Genomic DNA, 18,541 nt, shown 5'->3' on the forward strand with positions numbered 1-18,541 from the left:
GTCATCAGTGCTTGATTCTGCCCAACGCGACCGGCTTCTGCGGCGCATCCGCGTCTGGACGGTCGTGTTTATTGCCGGACTTGTCCTTAGCGGCGTGACGGCCTTTCCTCTCGTTGCGGAACTTCGCTGGCTTGACGGTGTCTTCATGGATCATGGGCTTCCATTTGCCGCATGGATCCATCGCGTCAGTCTTGCGCTGGCTGCAACCGATGCGCAGTATCCTTTCCTGGCGTATGGCACAGACTGGCTGGCCTTCGGGCACCTGGTTATCGCCGTGGCTTTCGTCGGAGCGTATATCGACCCGGTGCGTAACCAGTGGCTTTTTACCTGGGGACTGATCGCGTGTGCCGGTGTGCTGCCGCTGGCGCTGATTGCCGGTCCTCTGCGGCAGATCCCGCTGTATCACCGGCTGATCGACTGCAGCTTCGGTATTTTCGGTGCTATCCCCTTGATTCTATGTCCCAAGGCAGCGCGCCGTTTACAGGCCGGATAACCAACGGCCCTCCTGATAACTCTAAGGAAACAGCATGAGCAAGCTTGTACGACTTCTCTCCCTGGCCTCACTCTGTGCCGCCTCTGCGGTCCAGGCCGACCCCGCGCGCTTTGATCTGACCGGGCCGAAGGTGGATATCCGTGTGACCCGCGGTAACCGCACGCTGCCCATTGCGCAGGTGGCGAACCTGCAGCCGGGCGATCGCCTGTGGCTGCACCCTGACCTGCCGGAAACGCAGTCCGTTCACCTGCTCCTGATTGCGGCCTTCCTGCGCGGCACGACCAATCCGCCGCCGGATGAGTGGTTCATAAAGATTGAGAGCTGGAACAAGAAGGTGAAGGCCGAGGGCGTGTTTGTCACCGTGCCGAAAGATGCACAGCAGGCGCTGCTGTTCCTGGCCCCGGAGACGGGCGGCGACTACAGCACGTTGAAGTCGGCGGTAAAGGGAAGGCCGGGCACCTTTGTGCGCGCCTCGCAGGACCTGACCGAGCTTGGCTTTGAGCAGGCACGGATTGAGCGTTACCTGGGTGGAATGCGGCAGATTCCGCAGACCAATGACGCGAAGGTGCTCTCAGACCACTCGGAGAAGCTGGCACGCACGCTGGCGCTGAAGCCCAATGCCGATTGCTTCAAGCAGGCGGTGGATCAGCAGGTGGTATGCCTGACGCAGACGGGGAACCAGACCGTTCTCGATGACGGCCATGGAGCCAGCATTGTGACCGAAGTCGCCAACAACGGTGGCGCCGATCTGGCAGCGGCAGCGGCTTCTACAGCGCCCATGGGCGGCGGAGCCTACAGCGCCTATGTGGGCGCCGTGGTCGACCTGACCAAGCTGCTGACCAACCTGCACACGGCGCAGTACCAGTACATTCCGGCCGTGGCCTTTCCGGATGCGGAACACTTCAATCTGCGTTTGAATGCGGCGCCGTCGTTCCATAATCCAAAGTCGGTAATCGTGATTGCGCTGCCGGCCATCCAGGAGGCGAAGCTGCCTCCACTGCAGCCGGTCAATCCCAAGGAAGTGACCTGCATGTTGAAGCCGGAGGTGGTGCTGAATGTGCAGAACGCACCTCTGGTCTTTTCGACAGCGCTGGCGCATGACATGGTGCTGCATGTGAACTCGGCCGAAGGTAAGGACATTCCCCTGGTGGCCGATGCTTCTAAAGGTGGACTGGTGTTGACCTCCGCTGCAGAAGGACGCCACGCGATGGAAGCCGCTCCTGTGGCGGAGAAGAGCGCTCCTGACGCGACGGACGGGCTGACGGGAACGATTCGCGGACAGTGGGGTTTTGATCCCTTTGAAGGTCCCACGCTGAAGCTGCAGAACGAGCCCGGCAAGGGCTGGAAGCTGGTCTCAGAGGGCGCCGTGATTGTGGGCCGCGAGGATACCTTTACGCTGGCCTCAAGCGGCGTAGGATGCGTGGAGAAGGTGCAGGTTGCCAGCGGTCCGAAGAGGATCAACGCCGACTTCCATCCTGATGAGAAGCCGCGGCAGCTTGTTGCCAGGGCGCTACTGAAGGATGTGAACCCCGGTGATCTTCGCCTGGAAGTGGCACAGTTCGGCGAACAGCAGCCCGAGCAGGTGGAGACCAAGGCCTACACTGAGGCCGCGAAGCTTTCCGCTTTCAAGATTCATGCGGGCGACTCGACTGCCATCGTGGAAGGCACCTCGCTGGACCAGGTGCAGTCGGTGGAGATGAACGGTGTGATCTTCACCCCGAGCGGTGACCCCGGGCGCATTCTGAACCTGGGCCTGCAGAAGGATGCGAAGGCTCCTGAGTTGAAGGCAGGCACGACATCCACCGCGCATGCCCATCTGAAGGACGGTCGCACAGTCGATGTTCCGGCGACGGTTCTTGAGGCTCGTCCCACGGTCACGCTGGTCAACAAGCATGTCACCGCGCCGAACGGCGGCGCGCCATCGCTGCGGCTTTCCAACAAGGACGACCTGCCGCTGTCAGACAAGCTGACCTTCTTCCTGAAGGCCAACGGCAGCTTCCCGCGCAACCAGAAGATTGAGGTTGCAACGCTGGATGGCTCACTGAAGACGATGCTGAGCTTTGACGACGGCACACTGGTGCTGCAGGATGCTTCGACGGCTATTGCTAATTTTGATCCGTCGAAGTCGCTGGGAGCTTCGGCCTTCGGCAAGCTGCAGTTCCGTCCTGTAGGCGCCGACGGAGCGCAGGGCGACTGGCAGCCGCTGGCCACGCTGGTACGGACGCCGCAGTTGAAGGAGATACGCTGCCCGGTGGACGAAAGTAAGCCTTGCCACCTGGTAGGCAGCAACCTGTACCTGCTGAAGTCAGTTGCGGCGACCAGCAAGTTCGACAACGCGAAGGAAGTGCCTCCGGGCTTTGGCGACAGCCAGCTTGAGGTGCCGCGTCCGTATGGAACGGTGCTGTTTGTGAAGCTGCTGGATGATGCCGAGAGCGTGAACGCCGTGGCTCTGCCGGTTACGCCGGAGTTCTAGCACGCGGACAGTCTTGTCATCTCAAACAAAAAGACAGAGGGCATGGCGATGGCCATGCCCTCTGTCGTATCTGCATGATCGCTACCGCTTTTCGCGGTGAAGTAGAAGCTGCTCGAGTTCTTCCTTGAACTCTCGTACGTCGGTGAAGTCGCGGTAGACGCTGGCGAAGCGGATGTAGGCAACCGTGTCCAGTTCCTTCAGGCGTGCCATGATCAGTGCGCCCACCTCGGCGGTGCTGCGCTCGCGTTCGGGTGAGTCCACCACGTAGGCTTCCGTCTCATCGACAATGCGTTCCAGCTTGGCGGCGGGAACGGGACGCTTTTCGCAGGCGCGCAGAATGCCGGAGAGGACCTTCTGGCGATCGAACTTCTCGCGGCGGCCGTCTTTCTTGACGACCATGTAAGGAATTTCGTCGATGCGCTCGTAGGTGGTAAAGCGCTTATTGCAACGTTCACACTCGCGACGGCGACGAATCGAGTCGGCTTCTTTGCTTTCGCGGGAGTCAACGACTTTGTCTTGCGTAAATCCGCAGTAGGGGCACTTCATTGGAATAGCTCGATTCTATCAAGCGGAGGCTTCGGCCACATGCTCACTCTCCTCGGCCACCTTGCCGATGGAGACATGCTCGATGCGTGCGAAGACCAGACCAGGCAGGATGATGCTGAGCGAGGTGACGATCAGCAGCAGGGCGCCGCAGGCCGTGGCGGCCTCAATCGGTGCTTTGTAGATGGCCTGCATGGCCGCGGCGGTGGCGGCAATCTGCGTAAACCAGCCGATGATGGGAAGCTGCAGCAGGGATCCACCCAGCGATGCGGCCATCAGCAGCATGATGCTGGCAAAGCTCAGCGTGGCCAGTTCCGGCGTCTGCACAAAGGCATGCGCGGTCTGCAGATAGGCCCCGGCGATCATCGTCCACATCAGCAGCGAGATCAGTACGGTGACCACCAGTGAGCTGAGGCTGGGAATGGCCATCATGCCCTCGCGGAAGCCGAGGATTTTATGCGCGACAGCTTCGCCCAGGCCGTCGGAAAGCTTGCCAAGAATGGCGCGGGCCAGGGCCGCCAGTGCCGGACCGGCAAGCCGGATGGCAATGGCGAAGATGGCGATAGCCAGCGTTGCAGCCAGGGAGAAGGCTCCGACGCGGAGAAAGATGCCGCGGTTGGGCATGTCGCGGGGAAGGAAGAGCAGGGCGGTGGAGAAGACCATGGCCGCAGCGCCCAGGTCGAACATGCGTTCCAGCGTGTAGATGGCGATCTGCGGAGCGATCTGGGTGCGTGTGCGCTTGGCCACGATGTAGGGCCGCGACAGGTCCGCCAGGCGGCCGAAGATTGCAACGGCGGTAAAGCCAATAAACTGCGAGCCAGTGAGCGAGAGTGGGGAGACCTTGCGGATCTTTTTGAGAAGGATGCTCCAGCGCCAGGAGCGGCACAGGTAGGTGGCCCAGATCAGGCCGCAGCCGGCTGCGATGTGGCGATAGTCGATCAGACCGAGCTGGCGCACGAAGAGCGCGAAATCAAAGTGGATCTTCGAGCGGAAGACGAAGACCAGCACCGCAAGAATGGCGATGACCGCCAGTGCGAGAGGAGTTTTTTTGTCCTTCATTGAGCCTGCGCCGTGATGTTGTTCTGGGCTTCCAGCTTGCGCCGGTTGAACTCGCGGATGACTCTTGCCACGTAGGCACGTGTCTCACGATAGGGAGGTATGCCGTGGTAGCGGTCCACGGCGCCGGGGCCGGCGTTGTAGGCGGCCAGGGCCATCGCCATGTTGTCGTGGTAGCGGGTCAACAGGGTGTCCAGGTAGGCGGAACCGCCGTTGACGTTGTCGCTGGGGCGGAAGCTGTCCTGCACGCCCAGTTCGCGCGCGGTGCCGGGCATCAGCTGCATCAGCCCCTGCGCTCCGGCGCGGGAGACCGCCGTTGGCCGGTTGTTGCTTTCGGCGCGGACAACGGCGGCAAGCAGGTCGGCGTCCACACGGTGCGCCGCGCCTGCAGTCGTTAGAATCTGCCGCAGCTCGGCGGCGGTGGGTTGGATATTGTTGGTCACCGGTGTCTTCTCAGCAGGAATAGACGGTGCCGCGGGCTCGAAGAACTCAGCCTGGACAATGGCATTGGGCTCGACCTCGATATAGCTCTGCTCGCTGGTGAACAGGCGCACGCGGCCGGTCTCCGCGATCTCGCGGCGGACACAGTCCAGCGTGAAGCCATTACGCAGGGTGATGTGCTCGGCGGCAAAGGCCGTTGCGCTGAGCAGACAGAGACTTAGGGCGCGGAACAACACTGCCTTAAGCGTACCGGATTTCCATGCAAAACGCCGTTTTGTAAAGAGGTCAATCAACCGAGAAAAATCGTGTCTCCTCAAATTGGCAAATAATGAATGTCTGCACACCCTGCATCATGGTTTCGAGCCTACAAAGATACCTACGCTGTCGCCTTGGTCGAGCTGTTTCGAGGCCGAGTCAAATCTCGCCGTGACTCTGATATTTATATTCTTCAATGCATCAAAAACGATGCCGCCATAGGTGACCGCTGACGTTTCAGGAAGCAATATGGTGCCGTCGTGATTGTCAATAATAGGAACTACGGAAACGACTGTGAGCAATACACCTGGATCGGGAAGCGTTTTAATTTGCACAACTTCAGGGACTGTCCATCCCGCATCTTGCAATAGCTTTCGAAGATCATCCGCAAACGATAGCGATTCCGAATCCCCCATCAGGCAACGGATGTTTATCCTTTCCCGCCGGGCCTTTCCTCTGACCAAATCAAGAAACTTCTTTCGCTGTTCTTCGCTAATGTAGCGACCTCGAATTTTTTCTTTGAATTCGAGAAGATTCTTTTCAGCAGTAGCCGCTCGTATCTTGGCTTCTTCAACTTGAGATTCAGCTTGTGTTGCGGCAAGTTTTGCAGCAAGAATGTCTTTCTCGAAGCTGTCTGCTTCTTTGCGTGCAGTATTAGCGAGTGCGGAAGCGTTTTTGGCAGAATCATTTGCGCTAGATGCAGCACTAGACGCTTCTAGAGCAGAGCTTCTTGCAATTCCAGCCTCAAGCTCGGCTTCTCGGAGAAGGACGCTATTAAGTGTTTGGAGCAGCGCTTCGTATCGGGATACCCAATGCTCAAAAGCCAATTCTCCAGCAACGCCTAGAATAACCAATAACAACCCAAAGCTGGATAACAACTTGGTGCGACTAATCCAGTTTTCTGGAAACACTTTTGGCCAGTGTTCGGCCACCAACTCAGGCACTTCTATTGCACAACCGATTACTACAGCGAATGTGGACCAGAAAACAAAGGTTGAAAAGAGATCCCGCCAAGATTCCATATCCATGCGAGCGAGTTCATCTAACGAACGCACGAAATCGGGGGAAATAGACACAGTTATCGCAGAGTCTTTTAGGGATATCTATCTAAAACACAATTTAGGCTGTATACCCTCAGTCTAGCAACTGGTTTGGGCTAATACTAATGCGCAGAACCTGTTTTCAACTAGCCAGGGTCCGCAGCAGGAAGAAGACGGCTACCCCGGCAAAAAAGACCAGGGCCATACGGATGCCGGGCTCGCGGTTGACCTCCGGCACCAGGTCGGTGGCGGCAACGTAGATGGTGACACCGGCTGAGACCGGCAGGCCGATATGCACCCACGAGGGGAAGATGTTGATCAGCAGGACGCCGGCAAGCGTCGCCAGACCCAGCAGCAACGCGGAGTTCAGTGCGGTTTTGCGGGACTGTCCGCTGGCCAGCATGACGGAGGCGACCGTGAAGCCTTCCGGCAGCTTGTGCAGGAAGACCGCCAGGAAGACGATGTATCCGAGCCAGTGCGAGATGATGAAGCCGGAGGCGATGGCCACGCCGTCGAACAGCGTGTGTACGGCCAGTCCCATCAGCACGGAGTAGGACTTGTAGCGCGCAATGAACTCGTGGTGATGGGTCTCTTCGCCGAAGTGGAAGTGCGGCGTAATGGTGTGCTCAATCAGGTGAACACCGCAGTAGCCGACCAGCACAAGCAATGGAGCCCACTTGGGGGCCAGCACCAGGCTTTCCGGCAGCATCTCCAGGACAGCGGCGGCCAGCATGAAGCCGGAGCCGAGCGCGACAAAATAGCGCAGCGAACGCGTGGTGGGCGACCGGCGCACCAGCAGAAGGCCGCCGAGAAAGTCGGCGAGACCGGCAAGGGTTCCAAGGGCAATACTGAGGGCGAGAGGAGACATCAGGCGAGTACGTTCTGGGCCGTTTCCTTAAATTCTTTCCGCTCCATAGTCTCTCATTGGATGGAGAACGGTGCGGAAAGGGTTCAGTCTAAACGGCTTTTGGCAGGTCCTCGGTGGCTACGGCAAGGGTAACGCCAAGGGCGCAGAGCAGAACAATCTGCTCCAGCCGGGTGGAAAGTTCGTGCTTGCGGTCAAAGTCGGCGCGCTCGGGATTGGTGAGCGGCAGGTTGGTGAAGTCGCCCCCTACCAGTTCACGGTCATGCTCCATCAGCGGCATGACGTGGAAGCCAATGTACAGGGTCAGGCACAGCATCAGGGCGGTGAGCGCCACGATGGCATACATCTGCATCCGGTTGCGGCCGCTGCGCTGGTAGAGCAGGACAGTCGTCAGGATCAGGACGATGCCGCAACCCAGACCCACCCAGTGCAGGCGCGTCAGGCTCAAACCCACAATGATGCCGGGGATGTGCGTGCTGCCGTGCGTCAGTTCCAGGACCTGCGGCGAAAAGATGGCCGGGGCGGCGATGGCGCCAAAGAAGACGATGCCGCCCATCCAGGCGATAAGCGAGAGCAGACGCAGCGAGCGCAGAAACGCAACCATGCAAATAGTTTAGAGACTTTCGCGGCCAATCAGGCGCTGAATCCGCTTTTCCATGGGCGGATGCGTGCTGAACAGCCCCGCCAGGTCGCTGGCGCGCAGCCGGGGAGCGGAGATGAACAGGTGCGCCGTGGAGGGCGAGGCGTCCATCGGCAGACGGCGGGCGGAGGCATCAATCTTCTGCAGAGCGCGGGCCAGGGCATGCGGGTCCCCGGTCATCTGCGCGGCAGAGGCATCCGCGGCATACTCACGGGAACGCGAGACCGCCAGCTGGATAAGCATGGCGGCAATGGGCGCGAGAATCAGCATGAACAGCGCTCCGATGCCGCCGCCGTTGCGGTCACGGTCGTCGCGTCCGCCATAGCCCCCAAACATCATGGCGAAGCGGCCCATGTGGGCCAGCATGGTGATCGCTCCGGCCAGCGTGGCGGCGATGGAGCTGGTCAGGATGTCGCGGTTGCGGACGTGGCCCAACTCGTGTGCCAGAACGCCTTCCAGCTCCTCGTCGTCCAGAAGGTCCAGGATGCCGGCCGTCACGGCCACCGACGCATGTTTCGGGTTGCGACCGGTGGCAAAGGCGTTGGCCGACGGCGTGGGCAGCAGGTAGATCTTCGGCATCGGCAGCCCCTGCTTGTAGGTCAGTTGCTCCACCAGCGAGTAGACGCGCGGAAGCTGCTCGCGCGTGGTGGGCTGGGCGCGGTTCATGGCCAGCGCAATCTTGTCCGAATAGAAGTAGCTGACAAAGTTCATGACGGCGGCCAGCGCAAAGGCCAGCACCATTCCGTTCTGTCCGCCGAAGTACTCGCCGACAAACATCATCAACAGGGTCAGGGAGGTGAGCAGGGCGGCAGTCTTCAAAGTATTCATACGGATCAGTCTTTCCTTCTGGATATTAGACGTAACAGCCTTTGCCGGGATGCTGGAGTCATCGCGCGTTCATCCGGGAGTGATATAAAGGCGGGCTATGGATACCCAGAACCTGAATCGCCGCCGCTTTCTGCGGCAGAGCTTTGCCTTCAGTGCGGCTGCGCTGTGGGCCTCCCGCAATGGTCTAGCCGCCACGCCGAAGATCGACCACGATGCCGCCGAACTTCTGATGCTCGGCGATTGGGGATATCTGGACCCTGCCGCGCAGAAGGTCGTAGCCAAGGGAATGGCGGATTACACGCTGAAGGAAAAGCTGAAGCCGCAGGCTCTGCTGATGCTGGGCGACAACTGGTATGAAGCGCTGGAAGGCGGCGTGGACTCGGACCGCTGGCGCACTGGCTTTGAGGAGATGTATCCCAGGAGCGTTTTCGACTGCACCGCCTATGCGCTGCTGGGCAACCACGACTACCAGTACTTCCCGGAGAGCAAGGTCGACGCCGAGCTTGCCTATGCGAAGAAGGGCCATAGCCGCTGGACGATGCCCGCCAAGTGGTACAGCTTCGAGTTCCCGAAGAAGAATCCGCTGATCACCTTCATCGCCCTGGACAGCAACATGCCGCATCCTATTGCGCCGAACAAGGATGGCTCACGCAACCGCAACTTTACGCTGACCGAAGCCGAACGCGTGGAGCAGTTGTCATGGCTGGAAAATGAGCTGAAGAAGAAGCGCACCACGCCCTTCACCATCGTGATTGCGCATCACCCGGTCTACTCCGATGGACCGCATGGCGATCACGCGATGCTGATCCGCGACTGGGACCCGTTGTTCAAGCAGTACGGCGTCCATGCCTACTTCGCCGGACATGATCATGACCTGCAGCACCTGGAGTTCGAGGGGCATCCGACGACCCACTTCCTGTCAGGTGGCGGCGGAGCGGACCTGTACGACCTGAAGGTCAACCAGTCGGACCGTGGACCGTATGCGCAGAAGGTGCACGGCTTCAGCCGGTTGTCGGTCACGAAGAAGAAGCTGACGCTGCAACATCTGGATGGCGACGGACGCCTGCTGCACGCCATTGAGAAGACGCCCGAGGGCAAGATGACTGTGCTGGGATAGGCACATCAGGGAAACGCAAAAGGGCTGCCTGTGGGCAGCCCTTTTGCGTTGCATGGAGGATGCTTAAGAGCGGTTCAGAGCGCGTTTCAGCACGGTTTCGAGAGCCGCCTTCTGCTCCAGGTAGTCGGCCTCGGAGAGCTTACCTGTCGCACGGTCGGTTTCCAGGGCGAAAAGCTCGTCCTTAAGGGTCTGCAGCAACGGCGGAGCCGAAGGCGTAGCAGGCGCTGCCGCGACCGGCGTCTGGTTGGGCTTGCCGCTCAGGAAGAAGCCCGCGGCGATGGCCAGCAGCAGCGCGAGGCCGCTCAGAATCCACCACTTGTACTTGGTCAGCGGGTCGGGGGTGTCGATCGGCGTGCCCAGGCCGCCGCCGGGCTTGGTGTCGGTGGCAGCGGAACCGCCGCCCATGGCCGGCTGTTCGCCGCCGGCAGCGGGGCCTGCGGTGGGCTGGCCGTCCGCGCCGGTCTGGGCTGTGTCGCGCGGGAGCTGGCCGGTGCCGGAGACGGTGAAGCCCAGCTTTGCGCCCGGCGCGATGTCGCGGGCCACATAAGTCTGTGCGTTCAATTCTTCCACCTGGTTGTAGGGCGCGCCTGTGGCTTCAAACTCGAAAGACTTCGGCATCATCAGAGCGATGGTGCCGGTCTTCATCGTCGGACGCGGGCTCAGGGTAACGGAACCGTTGTACGGCACCTCGTAGGAGACCTGGAAGCGCGTCTCACCGGGACGGATGGGGAAGACGAAGGCGTAGTGCCCCTTCTCCTCCAGCGGCATGGGAGAGGACTGCACCGGCATTCCGCCAGGGCCAAGCGCGGCCGAGCCGGAGATGGTGGCGTCCGTGGGCAGCCAGAAGTCGAAAGGGCGGTCAGAGAACTGCGTCTTGGCCGGGCTCGACTCGTTCTTGACGAAGAAGTTCTCGACCACGCGCAGGCGCTTGCCGCTCTCATCGGTCTGCAGACGCATCACGTCGGCCTCCCACGTAATGCCGCTCACCTTGGGAGCGGCGTCGTAGACCTCCAGCTCCACGGACTCGGTTCCCGGAGGCGCCGGGCGGAAGTATGGGGTCTTGTCGTGGGTGGCGCGTACCAGGTGGATGCCGGGGTCCGGTACCTGCAGGGTGAAGTTGCCCTTGGCGTCAGTCTTGGTCTTGGTGGACTCCTGCATGCCCTGCTGCAGGCGGATCAGCGTGATCTCATCGCCGGCCGCGGGCTTGCCGGTGGTCTTGTTGATGACGGTGCCGGTAATGGTTCCCTGGGCGACGGCGAAGACAGGGACGGCGAGAAGCAGGGAGGCGCTGAGGCGCAGGAAATTAGTGGAAGTCACGTTCTAAGGATAAAACGGACTGGGCGGGATGCACGGTATTCGTACATTCCCGCCCCGGTTGTTTGCGGAAACAGCTATTTGAGCGTGTCGCGGACTTCCAGGTTGGCTTCAATGTCCTTCCGGCTAAGCCAAAGGTCGCGCCACTGCTTGTCGCGCATCAGCGGAAGCTGGTCCGTATGGTGCTTGCATCCGGGCTGCGAACAGTTGCCGTAGCTGACGAAGACCTTGGCGTGCGGTTTGCTGGTGAACTCCACGGCCATGACGATGGTGTCGCCATGCACCGGTGTTTTCACGCCGTCTTTCATGGGGCCGAAGGTTATCACGCGGAAGATGCCCAGGTTGCCATAGCCGCCGTTGCCGGGCAGGTCGACCCCGTCAATCGGAGCACCGCGCTCGGCCGCGGTGTTGCCGTCGGACTGGCCGTTGATCTGGAAGCGCATTACCTCGCCCCACGGGCGATCCACTGCGCCATAGGTCTTGGTGGTCTCGTCCACGGCCTCGTCCAGAAGCTGCGCGGCGTACTTCGGATCCTTCAGGCCGCGTGGCGTCGTCAGCGGCTCGTCCATTTTGTACGGCACCGCGAAGTTCTTCGAGCCGGCCGCGGTAGAGACGGTAAGAGCCGTATTGGTGAACTTCTGTGCCCAGACGTAGAAGAGCAGCGCGGCTTTGCTGTTGGCCTCGGCATTGCGGTCCCAGCTCTTCAGCAGTTCAGCGGCCTTCTTTGCCTTGTCTGTGCCGTACTGATTCACGGCCTCCAGCAGTTCCGGCAGCATGCGGTCGGCCAGCTCCATGTGGGTGGAGAGCTTCTTGCTCAACAGCATGTCGAAGCTGATCTTCTTGTCTTCGCTCAGCATGCGCAGGGCTCGATCGGAGCGGAAGTGCGGCCACGACGGAGCAACATAGGCGGGATAATCCGCCGGGTTGATCATCGTGGGCCAGGCTGCGTCCCACGGTGGCTCGTTGGAGTTCTGCACGTAGCCCGATGGCGGGTCAATCACCTTCGGCAGCTTCTCGTAGGGCAGAACTTCCGTCCATAGATACTTGGACTGGTCGCCAGGAACCGTACCGCTCCAGAAGGAGAAGTTGCCTTCGCTGCGCTTGGGCAGGTTCGAGGCGAAGAAGTACATGATGTGCCCGTCGCGGTCGGCATAGATGACGTTGTACATGGGCAGTTGCAGGCGCTTCAGCTGCGTCTCGTACTCGGCGAAGGTATGCGCCGTGTCCATGTGCCAGTACTGGTCCAGCATGTAAGGCTTGTCCAGGCCGGCGACGCGGATGGCGATGGGCGATCCGTTATCCGTACGGATGATGGGACCGTGCACCGTGGACTTGATGGTGAGTTCCTGATCCTTGAAGCTCCCGTCGGCCTGACGGATCTTGAAGGTGTGGGTCTCGGTCTTGAAGGGCAGCACCTTGCCGTCGTACAGGTAGCCATCGTCCTTGGGAACGATCTTGAACAGGTCGGTGCTGTCGTTGGTGTTCACCGTGTTGGTAATGGCGTTGTAGGGCGAGAAGCTGAAGCGCAGCACGGGCAGGCCGATCTGCGTTGCTCCGGAAAGGTCGATCCCCGGAGCTGTCAGGTGCACCTGGAAGTAGGTCTGCTGGCCGGCCCAGGCAAGGTGCGGATTCATCAACAGCATGGCTTTGCCGCTGGCCGAATGCGAGGGAGCGATGGCCCATCCGTTGGAACCATCTTCCATGTCCAGGTTCGGAGCGTCCGGGTTATAGGTGAACGGCGCCATGCGCGGATCAAGGGCGGCTTCCGTGGCGGCTGCTCCACCGCGTGGCTGTGCAAGCCGGGGGCTGGCCACGAAGGTGAAGTTGACGAACTTTTCTTCGTGCGTGATGACGTCGAGTGTCGTGACGGGCAATACGCGCTTTGCTTCTTCGCTCAGTTTGTCAGCATGGGCTGCGGCATACGCGTTGATGCCGGCGGCAAAGGCGTCCAGGTACTTGCGGAACTCCCGTGTCTGCGCTGCCAGCCATTCTTCGCCACGTTGTGGAATGGAGTTGGTCCAGACCCATGTGTCGTTGGCAATGTTGTTTTCGGCCGCATCCACCGGCGTGCCTTTGGCTCCCCAGTACTCGCTGGCACGGCCTCGTGAGTTGCCGTAGACGGTCAGCAGCAGGTTGCCGTGGGCAGCGGTCTGTGCCCATCCATAGGCATAGAACATATCCGGCGTGGACTTCGCATAGATGTGGGGAACGCCCCACTTGTCCCACAGAATCTCAGTCCCTTTTTGAGGGGTGTACTTCGGCGGGGCCGGCGCCTCATGGCCGGCGGCCAGCAGAGGTGAGGAGAGGAGCGAAGACACGACCAGCAAAGCAATGCGGCGCAGACTCACGGCAGGGGACTCCTGGTATTCGATTGTGTGGCTTAACAGGAATGTAACACCGTGACGCCCCTAAAGGGGCTGGCCGAAGGTGATCCAGAAGCGGTTGCAGTCGCGCAGGATGAACTCGCGCATGCCGTACTCCGTGTCGTGCGGTGCTTCTATAATCTCCACCTCACCGAGCAGTCGCTGGTAAAGCGCCTCCAGCCCCGGGGTAAAGATGTACAGGTCCACCTCTCGGCGGTGCGCATCGCTGGAGCGGCCGTTGATGTTCAGCATGAACTCTCCGTTGCCGTAACGGAGCCGCGCCCACAGCATCTGGCCGCAGTCGATATGTTCGCCGGTCAGCGTGAAACCCAGGGTGGAGATGTACCACTCCGCCGTGGCCTGCACATCCGGAACGTGGATCATGGGGACGATGGTTTGTGCCATACTGCCTCCGCGCGTGCAAACCATGCTAACGCTGGAGGCTATTGTGCCGAATTTTTTCCGCATCACTCCGTTTCTTTATGTCACGGACATGGACGAGGCAAAGCGTTTCTTCATCGACCTGCTGGGGTGTGAGTGCTGGGGCGAACATCTGCCCAGCTATGCCTACTTCTGGCGGGAGAAGATGGCCTTCCGCGTCCTGCGCGTGGACCCTGATGAAAAAGCGCAGGTTCTGCGGCCCGGCGAATGGAGCAGCTACGTCGATTGCGAAGACGTAGCTGCCGTCGTGGCGGAGCTTGCGCCCAGGCTGAGTGCATGGCCCAACATGCGGACGCACGGTCCGGTCGACCAGGCCTACGGACAAAGGGAATACATGATCACACTGCCGGATGGCCATGTACTGGTTTTTGGGCAGGAGATCAGAAAGCATTGAGCGCCTGCTAGCGGAAGCGCAGGTAGCCCCACATCTCCGGGATGTGCATGTTCACGGCGCCCTGCTGCGACCACACCCAGTTGTCTTCCTTCGGCTGGCCGGCCTTCCACTCCACACGGCTGAAGTTGACGCGCCACTCGGTGCCCGGCTTCGGGCGTTCCACGGGGAGCCGTGAGCCGAAGGCCGTCCAGGGAATGGCGATCTCGACGGTCCACCCCTTGTCGGTGTCGTCGCTCTTGTTCAGGGTGCCGTTCAGCGCAACGGCCGTCTTCAGGCCGGGGATATCCCAGGAGTTGTCGGCTTTTCCGCCCTCGCGGTAGGGCTTGTTCAGGTAGAGATCCCACGAGGTGTTCAATGCGTTGATCTCAAACTCAAAGTAGCCCGGCTGGCCGGTGGTCGGCTTCAGGAAGAGCTCGAAGTCGTTGTCATGGAAGATGACGGAGTCGTGCTCGGTAAGCTTTGCCTTGATATCGGGCTCGTCCAGCTCCGCGCCAAGGTAGAGATAGGTATCGTCCCACAGCATCTTCATGCGCGTGCGGAAGCGCGGCTTCGGTTTGGCATCGCCTTCGATATCGACAAAGTCCGTGGTCCAGGGTGCGGACTTCCATGCACGGTCATCCAGCTTGCCGTCGATGATCAGCGGTTTCGCGGCGCGTCTGCAGTCATAGTGTTGCGGGGCTTGTGCGGCGGCCAAGGGAAGCGCGAGAGCAAGGGAACCGGCGGAGAGGGTGCGTGCGCAAAACGAAGGGATGCCCATGAGATTGGAGTCATCATAGGGCATCCCTGTTGTGTGTGGCCTCGGTCAAACTACCTACTTCCATCGCAGCAGGTCAGGCGCGTTCCAGCGTATCCATCTCGGCCATGATGTTGGCCGCTTCGTTCTCCAGAAGGCCTCGCTGGGTGGCGTAGTCCTCCTCGGGATACTTGCCAGCCTTGTACTCGAAGTTCAGGTCGCGCAGGTTTTCGTAGATGGCGTCCTTCCGTTCGCGCAGGTAGTCCAGGCGCGACTTGGCGCGCTGCGAGAAGGAGTTCTCCGATGGCCAGAAGATATAGGCCAGTGAGGCGATGGTCAGAATGGCGGCAGCGACAAGACCCATTTAGTACTCCGTCTCCCGGCGGATGCGCTCGCGCACCGCGTCCTGTTTTGCCTGCTCCCCGGCGGGCAGCTCCACTACGATTCCTTCCGCGGTCGTGAGCGTGTTGTTGCGGCGGCGCACCCAGGCGCGGACGATCAGCGCCGTGCCAACGGTGGCCAGCAGGAAGACCACGACCGGCATGACCCAGGCCACGGTGTCGAAGCCGCCGCGGATGGGCGCGGCCAGTACGGTGGGGCCATACTTTGACGCGAACCAGTTGTAGATGGGCGTATCCCCGTCACCGCTGGCAAGCCGCGTGCGCAACTCGCCGATCATGCGGTCGGAGTCCGGACAGCCGACGTGGTTGCACTCCAGCAGAATCTGCCCGCAGCCGCAGACGCACATCATGCCGTGGCCGATCTTGTTGAAGCGTGTTCCAGTGTCGTCGGCGGCCATCAGAAGAATCATGCCGAAGAGGACAACGCCAAGCTGGAAATAGCGATGACTCAACCCACGTCTCAAAGACGAGACATGGGGTACCCGGATCTGTGACAGAATGCGCATTAGTCTCCGCTCCCTACTGCGATCGCTTCGCGAGCCGGTACGCGGGAGGTGGCCAGGGCCGGCTTGATGGCCGGAGCCAGGGCGACAAAGGTGCCGAAGATGATGATGGCCACGCCGATCCAGATCCAGGCGATCAGCGGGTTCAGGAAGACCTTGATGATGGGCCGGCCCGTCTCCGGGTTCTTGCCTTCATAGATCACATACAGGTCATGCTGCAGCGTCGACCGGTTGGCCACGATGGTGGAGTTGGTCTGGCTGGCGGCATAGAAACGGTGCTCCGGCGAGAGCTGGGTGACGTACTTGCCGCGCTTGAAGACATCCAGCAGTGCGTACTCCGTGTCGTAGTTCGCGTTCGAGTCCTGGGTGTAGGACTGGCAGCGCAGCTCGTACGGCCCAATGCCGATCTTGTCTCCAAAGCCCACTTCCTGCTCGGTGGATTGGTTGAAGGCTCCACCGGCAATGCCGATGATGATGACCACGACGCCGAAGTGGACGATGTAGCCGCCATAGCGGCGCGTGTTGCGCTGGATGAGCTGCAGCGACGCGCTGAACAGGTTCTTGCCGGTCTGCACGCGTACGACATTGGCTCCACGAAGGAACTCGGAAAGAATGGCCGTCGTGACGCCGGCGCCCAGCGAGAAGGCCATCAGCGAATAGAGCTGCGACTGGTCTTCCCAGGGGCGGATGTGCGCCAGCATCAGGCCGGCGGCGGTAGCCACCGTGGCGATGCCGGGCAGAATGAAGTTGCGGCGGATGGTGCGCAGGGTCGTGGAACGCCAGGCCAGCAGCGGTCCCACTCCCGTAAGGAATAGCAGGAACAGGCCGATGGGCAGGGCGACGCGGTTGTAGAACGGAGCTCCGACCGTGGCTTTGGAGCCCTGGACATACTCGCTCAGAACCGGAAACAGCGTGCCCCACAGAACGGTGAAGCAGGCGACCAGCAGGATGAGGTTATTGAACAGGAAGCTCGATTCACGGCTGACGATCGATTCCAGCTTGTTCTCGGTCTTCAGGTGATCTTTCTGGCGGAAGAAGACAAACAGGCAGACGCAGAAGACGACGATCAGGAAGCCATAGAACCAGCTTCCAATGCTGGACTGCGCGAAGGCGTGGACCGAGCTGACGATGCCCGAGCGGGTCAGAAGAGTGCCCAGCACGGTGAGCATGAAGGTGGAGAAGATAAGCCAGACGTTCCAGCTTTTCATCATGCCGCGCTTCTCCTGCATCATGACGGAGTGCAGAAAGGCGGTGCCGGTCAGCCAGGGCATCAGGCTGGCATTTTCCACGGGGTCCCAGCCCCAGTAGCCGCCCCAGCCCAGGACCGAGTATGCCCAGTGAGCGCCCAGGAAGATGCCGCAGGTCAGAAACAGCCAGGTGACCATGGTCCAGCGACGGGTAATGTGGATCCACTTTTCACCGGGATAGCGCATGATCAGCGCGCCCAGTGCGAAGGCGAATGGAACGGTGAAGCCCACATAGCCCAGGTACAGCATCGGCGGATGGATGACCATCTCCGGGTACTGCAGCAGGGGATTGAGGCCGAAACCGTCCTGCGGAATCACGCCGGGCTGGATGGAAAACGGGGGCGCGGCGAAGACCAGCAGAAGCAGGAAGAAAACCTGTACACCGGCCAGAATGGCGGAGGCATGGGCCGAAAGGCGGACATCGACCTTGTGGCGCAGGCGCAGCACGAAACCGTAACCGGCCAGCAGCCAGCTCCAAAGCAGCAGCGAACCCTCCTGGCCGGACCAGAGTGCGGAGAACTTGTAGGCCGGGTTCAGGTCGCGGTTGGTGTGGTGCAGGATGTAGGCGACGGAATAGTCGTTGGTAAAGGCTGCCCACACCAGGCAAAATGCAGCGCAGGAGACGGCGGCAAAGCTCATGATGCCGGCGCGGCGGGCGGTCTCAGAGAGGCGTTCCGGGGCGATGCGGCCTGAGCGGCCGGTTGCCATCTGCCACAGCGAAGCTGCGCCGATGAGCAGGGAATACATGGCGAGCACGAGAGCCAGCAGCAGGGAAAAGCTGCCGAAGGTGGGCATAGGATGCGGCATGAGGGGCTCCACCGCTCATTTTCTCAGGCTATAGGCATGGCGGGCAATGGACCTGCGCGGTTAGCGGACGACTTCTCTCAGGCGATGTCCCGGTTTTCCTGGGCGTCGGCTCCATGGATCAGCTGGTGGACGCTGGCCAGAAGGTTATCCGGTAGAAGGGGCTTCAGGCGGAAACTGATATTCAGTCCCGCATATTCCTCTTCCGCTTCCTCCATCCCGCTGATGACCAGAACCGGCAGTTCGGGGGAAAAAGTGCGGAGTTCCCGGACAAACTGGGCGCCTGTCATGCCGGGCATGATGTGGTCAGTGATGACCAGGTCAATGGGGGAAGGGAATTCGTTGGCCAGGAACTGCTCCAGAGCGCGCTGAGGATTCAGAACGGGAATGACAAAATAGCCGGCCCGCTTCAGGATCGTCTGGCGTGTGGCCGCCTGTACCGCATTATCGTCCAGCAATAGAACCGTAGGCTGCATAGGTTTGTTCGGCAGGAAAAGCTCAAGAATGACAGGTCTTTCAGAAATGGTTCCCGAATGGCATGGGCTCCCAAGCTACATGTTAGCCTGACCGGCGAGCGCTTCCAGTGGACG

The 18,541-nt window shown here is 60.7% G+C and carries 19 protein-coding genes; 4 read left to right on the plus strand and 15 right to left on the minus strand.

The window, feature by feature from the left end; genetic code table 11:
• Positions 1–7 precede the first annotated feature (7 nt).
• Both OHL13_RS03550 and OHL13_RS03555 read left to right on the plus strand, forming a co-directional pair.
• Positions 8–493: a hypothetical protein gene (locus OHL13_RS03550; protein WP_263408732.1), complete on the plus strand. Its 486-nt coding sequence runs from the start codon at positions 8–10 to the stop codon at positions 491–493.
• A 34-nt stretch (positions 494–527) separates the two neighbouring features.
• On the plus strand, positions 528–2,966 hold the full coding sequence (locus OHL13_RS03555; protein ID WP_263408733.1) for a hypothetical protein: 2,439 nt from the start codon (positions 528–530) through the stop codon (positions 2,964–2,966).
• Positions 2,967–3,047: 81 nt separating this feature from the next.
• Here the strand turns inward: OHL13_RS03555 and nrdR are convergent, their stop codons facing one another.
• From nrdR to OHL13_RS03590, 7 genes are all read right to left on the minus strand, one after another.
• Entirely contained in the window at positions 3,048–3,512 is a 465-nt protein-coding gene (nrdR, locus tag OHL13_RS03560) for a transcriptional regulator NrdR (protein ID WP_263408734.1), read from the minus strand.
• A gap of 18 nt (positions 3,513–3,530) precedes the next feature.
• Entirely contained in the window at positions 3,531–4,568 is a 1,038-nt protein-coding gene (locus tag OHL13_RS03565) for a lysylphosphatidylglycerol synthase transmembrane domain-containing protein (protein WP_263408735.1), read from the minus strand.
• Positions 4,565–5,242, minus strand: a complete 678-nt coding sequence (locus tag OHL13_RS03570; RefSeq protein WP_263408736.1) for a lytic transglycosylase domain-containing protein — start codon at positions 5,240–5,242, stop codon at positions 4,565–4,567. The genes OHL13_RS03565 and OHL13_RS03570 overlap by 4 nt, the downstream gene beginning before the upstream one ends.
• Positions 5,243–5,356: 114 nt before the next feature.
• Positions 5,357–6,337, minus strand: a complete 981-nt coding sequence (locus OHL13_RS03575) for a hypothetical protein (RefSeq protein WP_263408737.1) — start codon at positions 6,335–6,337, stop codon at positions 5,357–5,359.
• A gap of 106 nt (positions 6,338–6,443) precedes the next feature.
• Entirely contained in the window at positions 6,444–7,169 is a 726-nt protein-coding gene (locus OHL13_RS03580) for a ZIP family metal transporter (protein ID WP_263408738.1), read from the minus strand.
• Positions 7,170–7,257: 88 nt separating this feature from the next.
• Positions 7,258–7,770, minus strand: a complete 513-nt coding sequence (locus OHL13_RS03585) for a DUF4149 domain-containing protein (protein WP_263408739.1) — start codon at positions 7,768–7,770, stop codon at positions 7,258–7,260.
• A 9-nt stretch (positions 7,771–7,779) separates the two neighbouring features.
• Positions 7,780–8,634, minus strand: coding sequence for a zinc metalloprotease HtpX (locus OHL13_RS03590; protein ID WP_263408740.1), 855 nt, complete (start codon positions 8,632–8,634; stop codon positions 7,780–7,782).
• Between the two features lie 97 nt (positions 8,635–8,731).
• Here OHL13_RS03590 and OHL13_RS03595 point away from each other — a divergent pair, with 97 nt between their 5' ends.
• Complete coding sequence (locus OHL13_RS03595; RefSeq protein WP_263408741.1) at positions 8,732–9,751, plus strand: metallophosphoesterase; 1,020 nt, start codon at positions 8,732–8,734, stop codon at positions 9,749–9,751.
• Positions 9,752–9,814: 63 nt separating this feature from the next.
• On the opposite strand, the gene OHL13_RS03600 is transcribed toward OHL13_RS03595, so the two are convergent.
• The 3 genes from OHL13_RS03600 to OHL13_RS03610 form a co-directional block, all read right to left on the minus strand.
• Entirely contained in the window at positions 9,815–11,068 is a 1,254-nt protein-coding gene (locus OHL13_RS03600) for a carboxypeptidase-like regulatory domain-containing protein (protein WP_263408742.1), read from the minus strand.
• A gap of 74 nt (positions 11,069–11,142) precedes the next feature.
• The gene (locus OHL13_RS03605) at positions 11,143–13,413 is read right to left on the minus strand and encodes a penicillin acylase family protein (RefSeq protein ID WP_263408743.1); all 2,271 of its coding nucleotides are present in this window, start codon (positions 13,411–13,413) and stop codon (positions 11,143–11,145) included.
• A gap of 60 nt (positions 13,414–13,473) precedes the next feature.
• Entirely contained in the window at positions 13,474–13,833 is a 360-nt protein-coding gene (locus OHL13_RS03610) for a VOC family protein (protein WP_263408744.1), read from the minus strand.
• 43 nt (positions 13,834–13,876) lie between these two features.
• Here OHL13_RS03610 and OHL13_RS03615 point away from each other — a divergent pair, with 43 nt between their 5' ends.
• Complete coding sequence (locus OHL13_RS03615) at positions 13,877–14,263, plus strand: VOC family protein (protein WP_263408745.1); 387 nt, start codon at positions 13,877–13,879, stop codon at positions 14,261–14,263.
• Between the two features lie 7 nt (positions 14,264–14,270).
• Here OHL13_RS03615 and OHL13_RS03620 read toward each other — a convergent pair whose 3' ends face one another.
• From OHL13_RS03620 to OHL13_RS03640, 5 genes are all read right to left on the minus strand, one after another.
• On the minus strand, positions 14,271–15,020 hold the full coding sequence (locus tag OHL13_RS03620; protein ID WP_263408746.1) for a carbohydrate-binding family 9-like protein: 750 nt from the start codon (positions 15,018–15,020) through the stop codon (positions 14,271–14,273).
• Between the two features lie 73 nt (positions 15,021–15,093).
• The gene (locus OHL13_RS03625) at positions 15,094–15,360 is read right to left on the minus strand and encodes a hypothetical protein (RefSeq protein WP_263408747.1); all 267 of its coding nucleotides are present in this window, start codon (positions 15,358–15,360) and stop codon (positions 15,094–15,096) included.
• Positions 15,361–15,903, minus strand: a complete 543-nt coding sequence (locus tag OHL13_RS03630) for a cytochrome c-type biogenesis protein (RefSeq protein ID WP_263408748.1) — start codon at positions 15,901–15,903, stop codon at positions 15,361–15,363.
• Positions 15,903–17,954, minus strand: a complete 2,052-nt coding sequence (locus tag OHL13_RS03635) for a heme lyase CcmF/NrfE family subunit (protein WP_263408749.1) — start codon at positions 17,952–17,954, stop codon at positions 15,903–15,905. The genes OHL13_RS03630 and OHL13_RS03635 overlap by 1 nt, the downstream gene beginning before the upstream one ends.
• A gap of 77 nt (positions 17,955–18,031) precedes the next feature.
• Positions 18,032–18,427: a response regulator gene (locus OHL13_RS03640; RefSeq protein WP_263408750.1), complete on the minus strand. Its 396-nt coding sequence runs from the start codon at positions 18,425–18,427 to the stop codon at positions 18,032–18,034.
• Positions 18,428–18,541 lie beyond the last annotated feature (114 nt).

Origin of the sequence: Terriglobus tenax (assembly GCF_025685395.1) — a bacterium.
GTDB lineage: Bacteria > Acidobacteriota > Terriglobia > Terriglobales > Acidobacteriaceae > Terriglobus > Terriglobus tenax.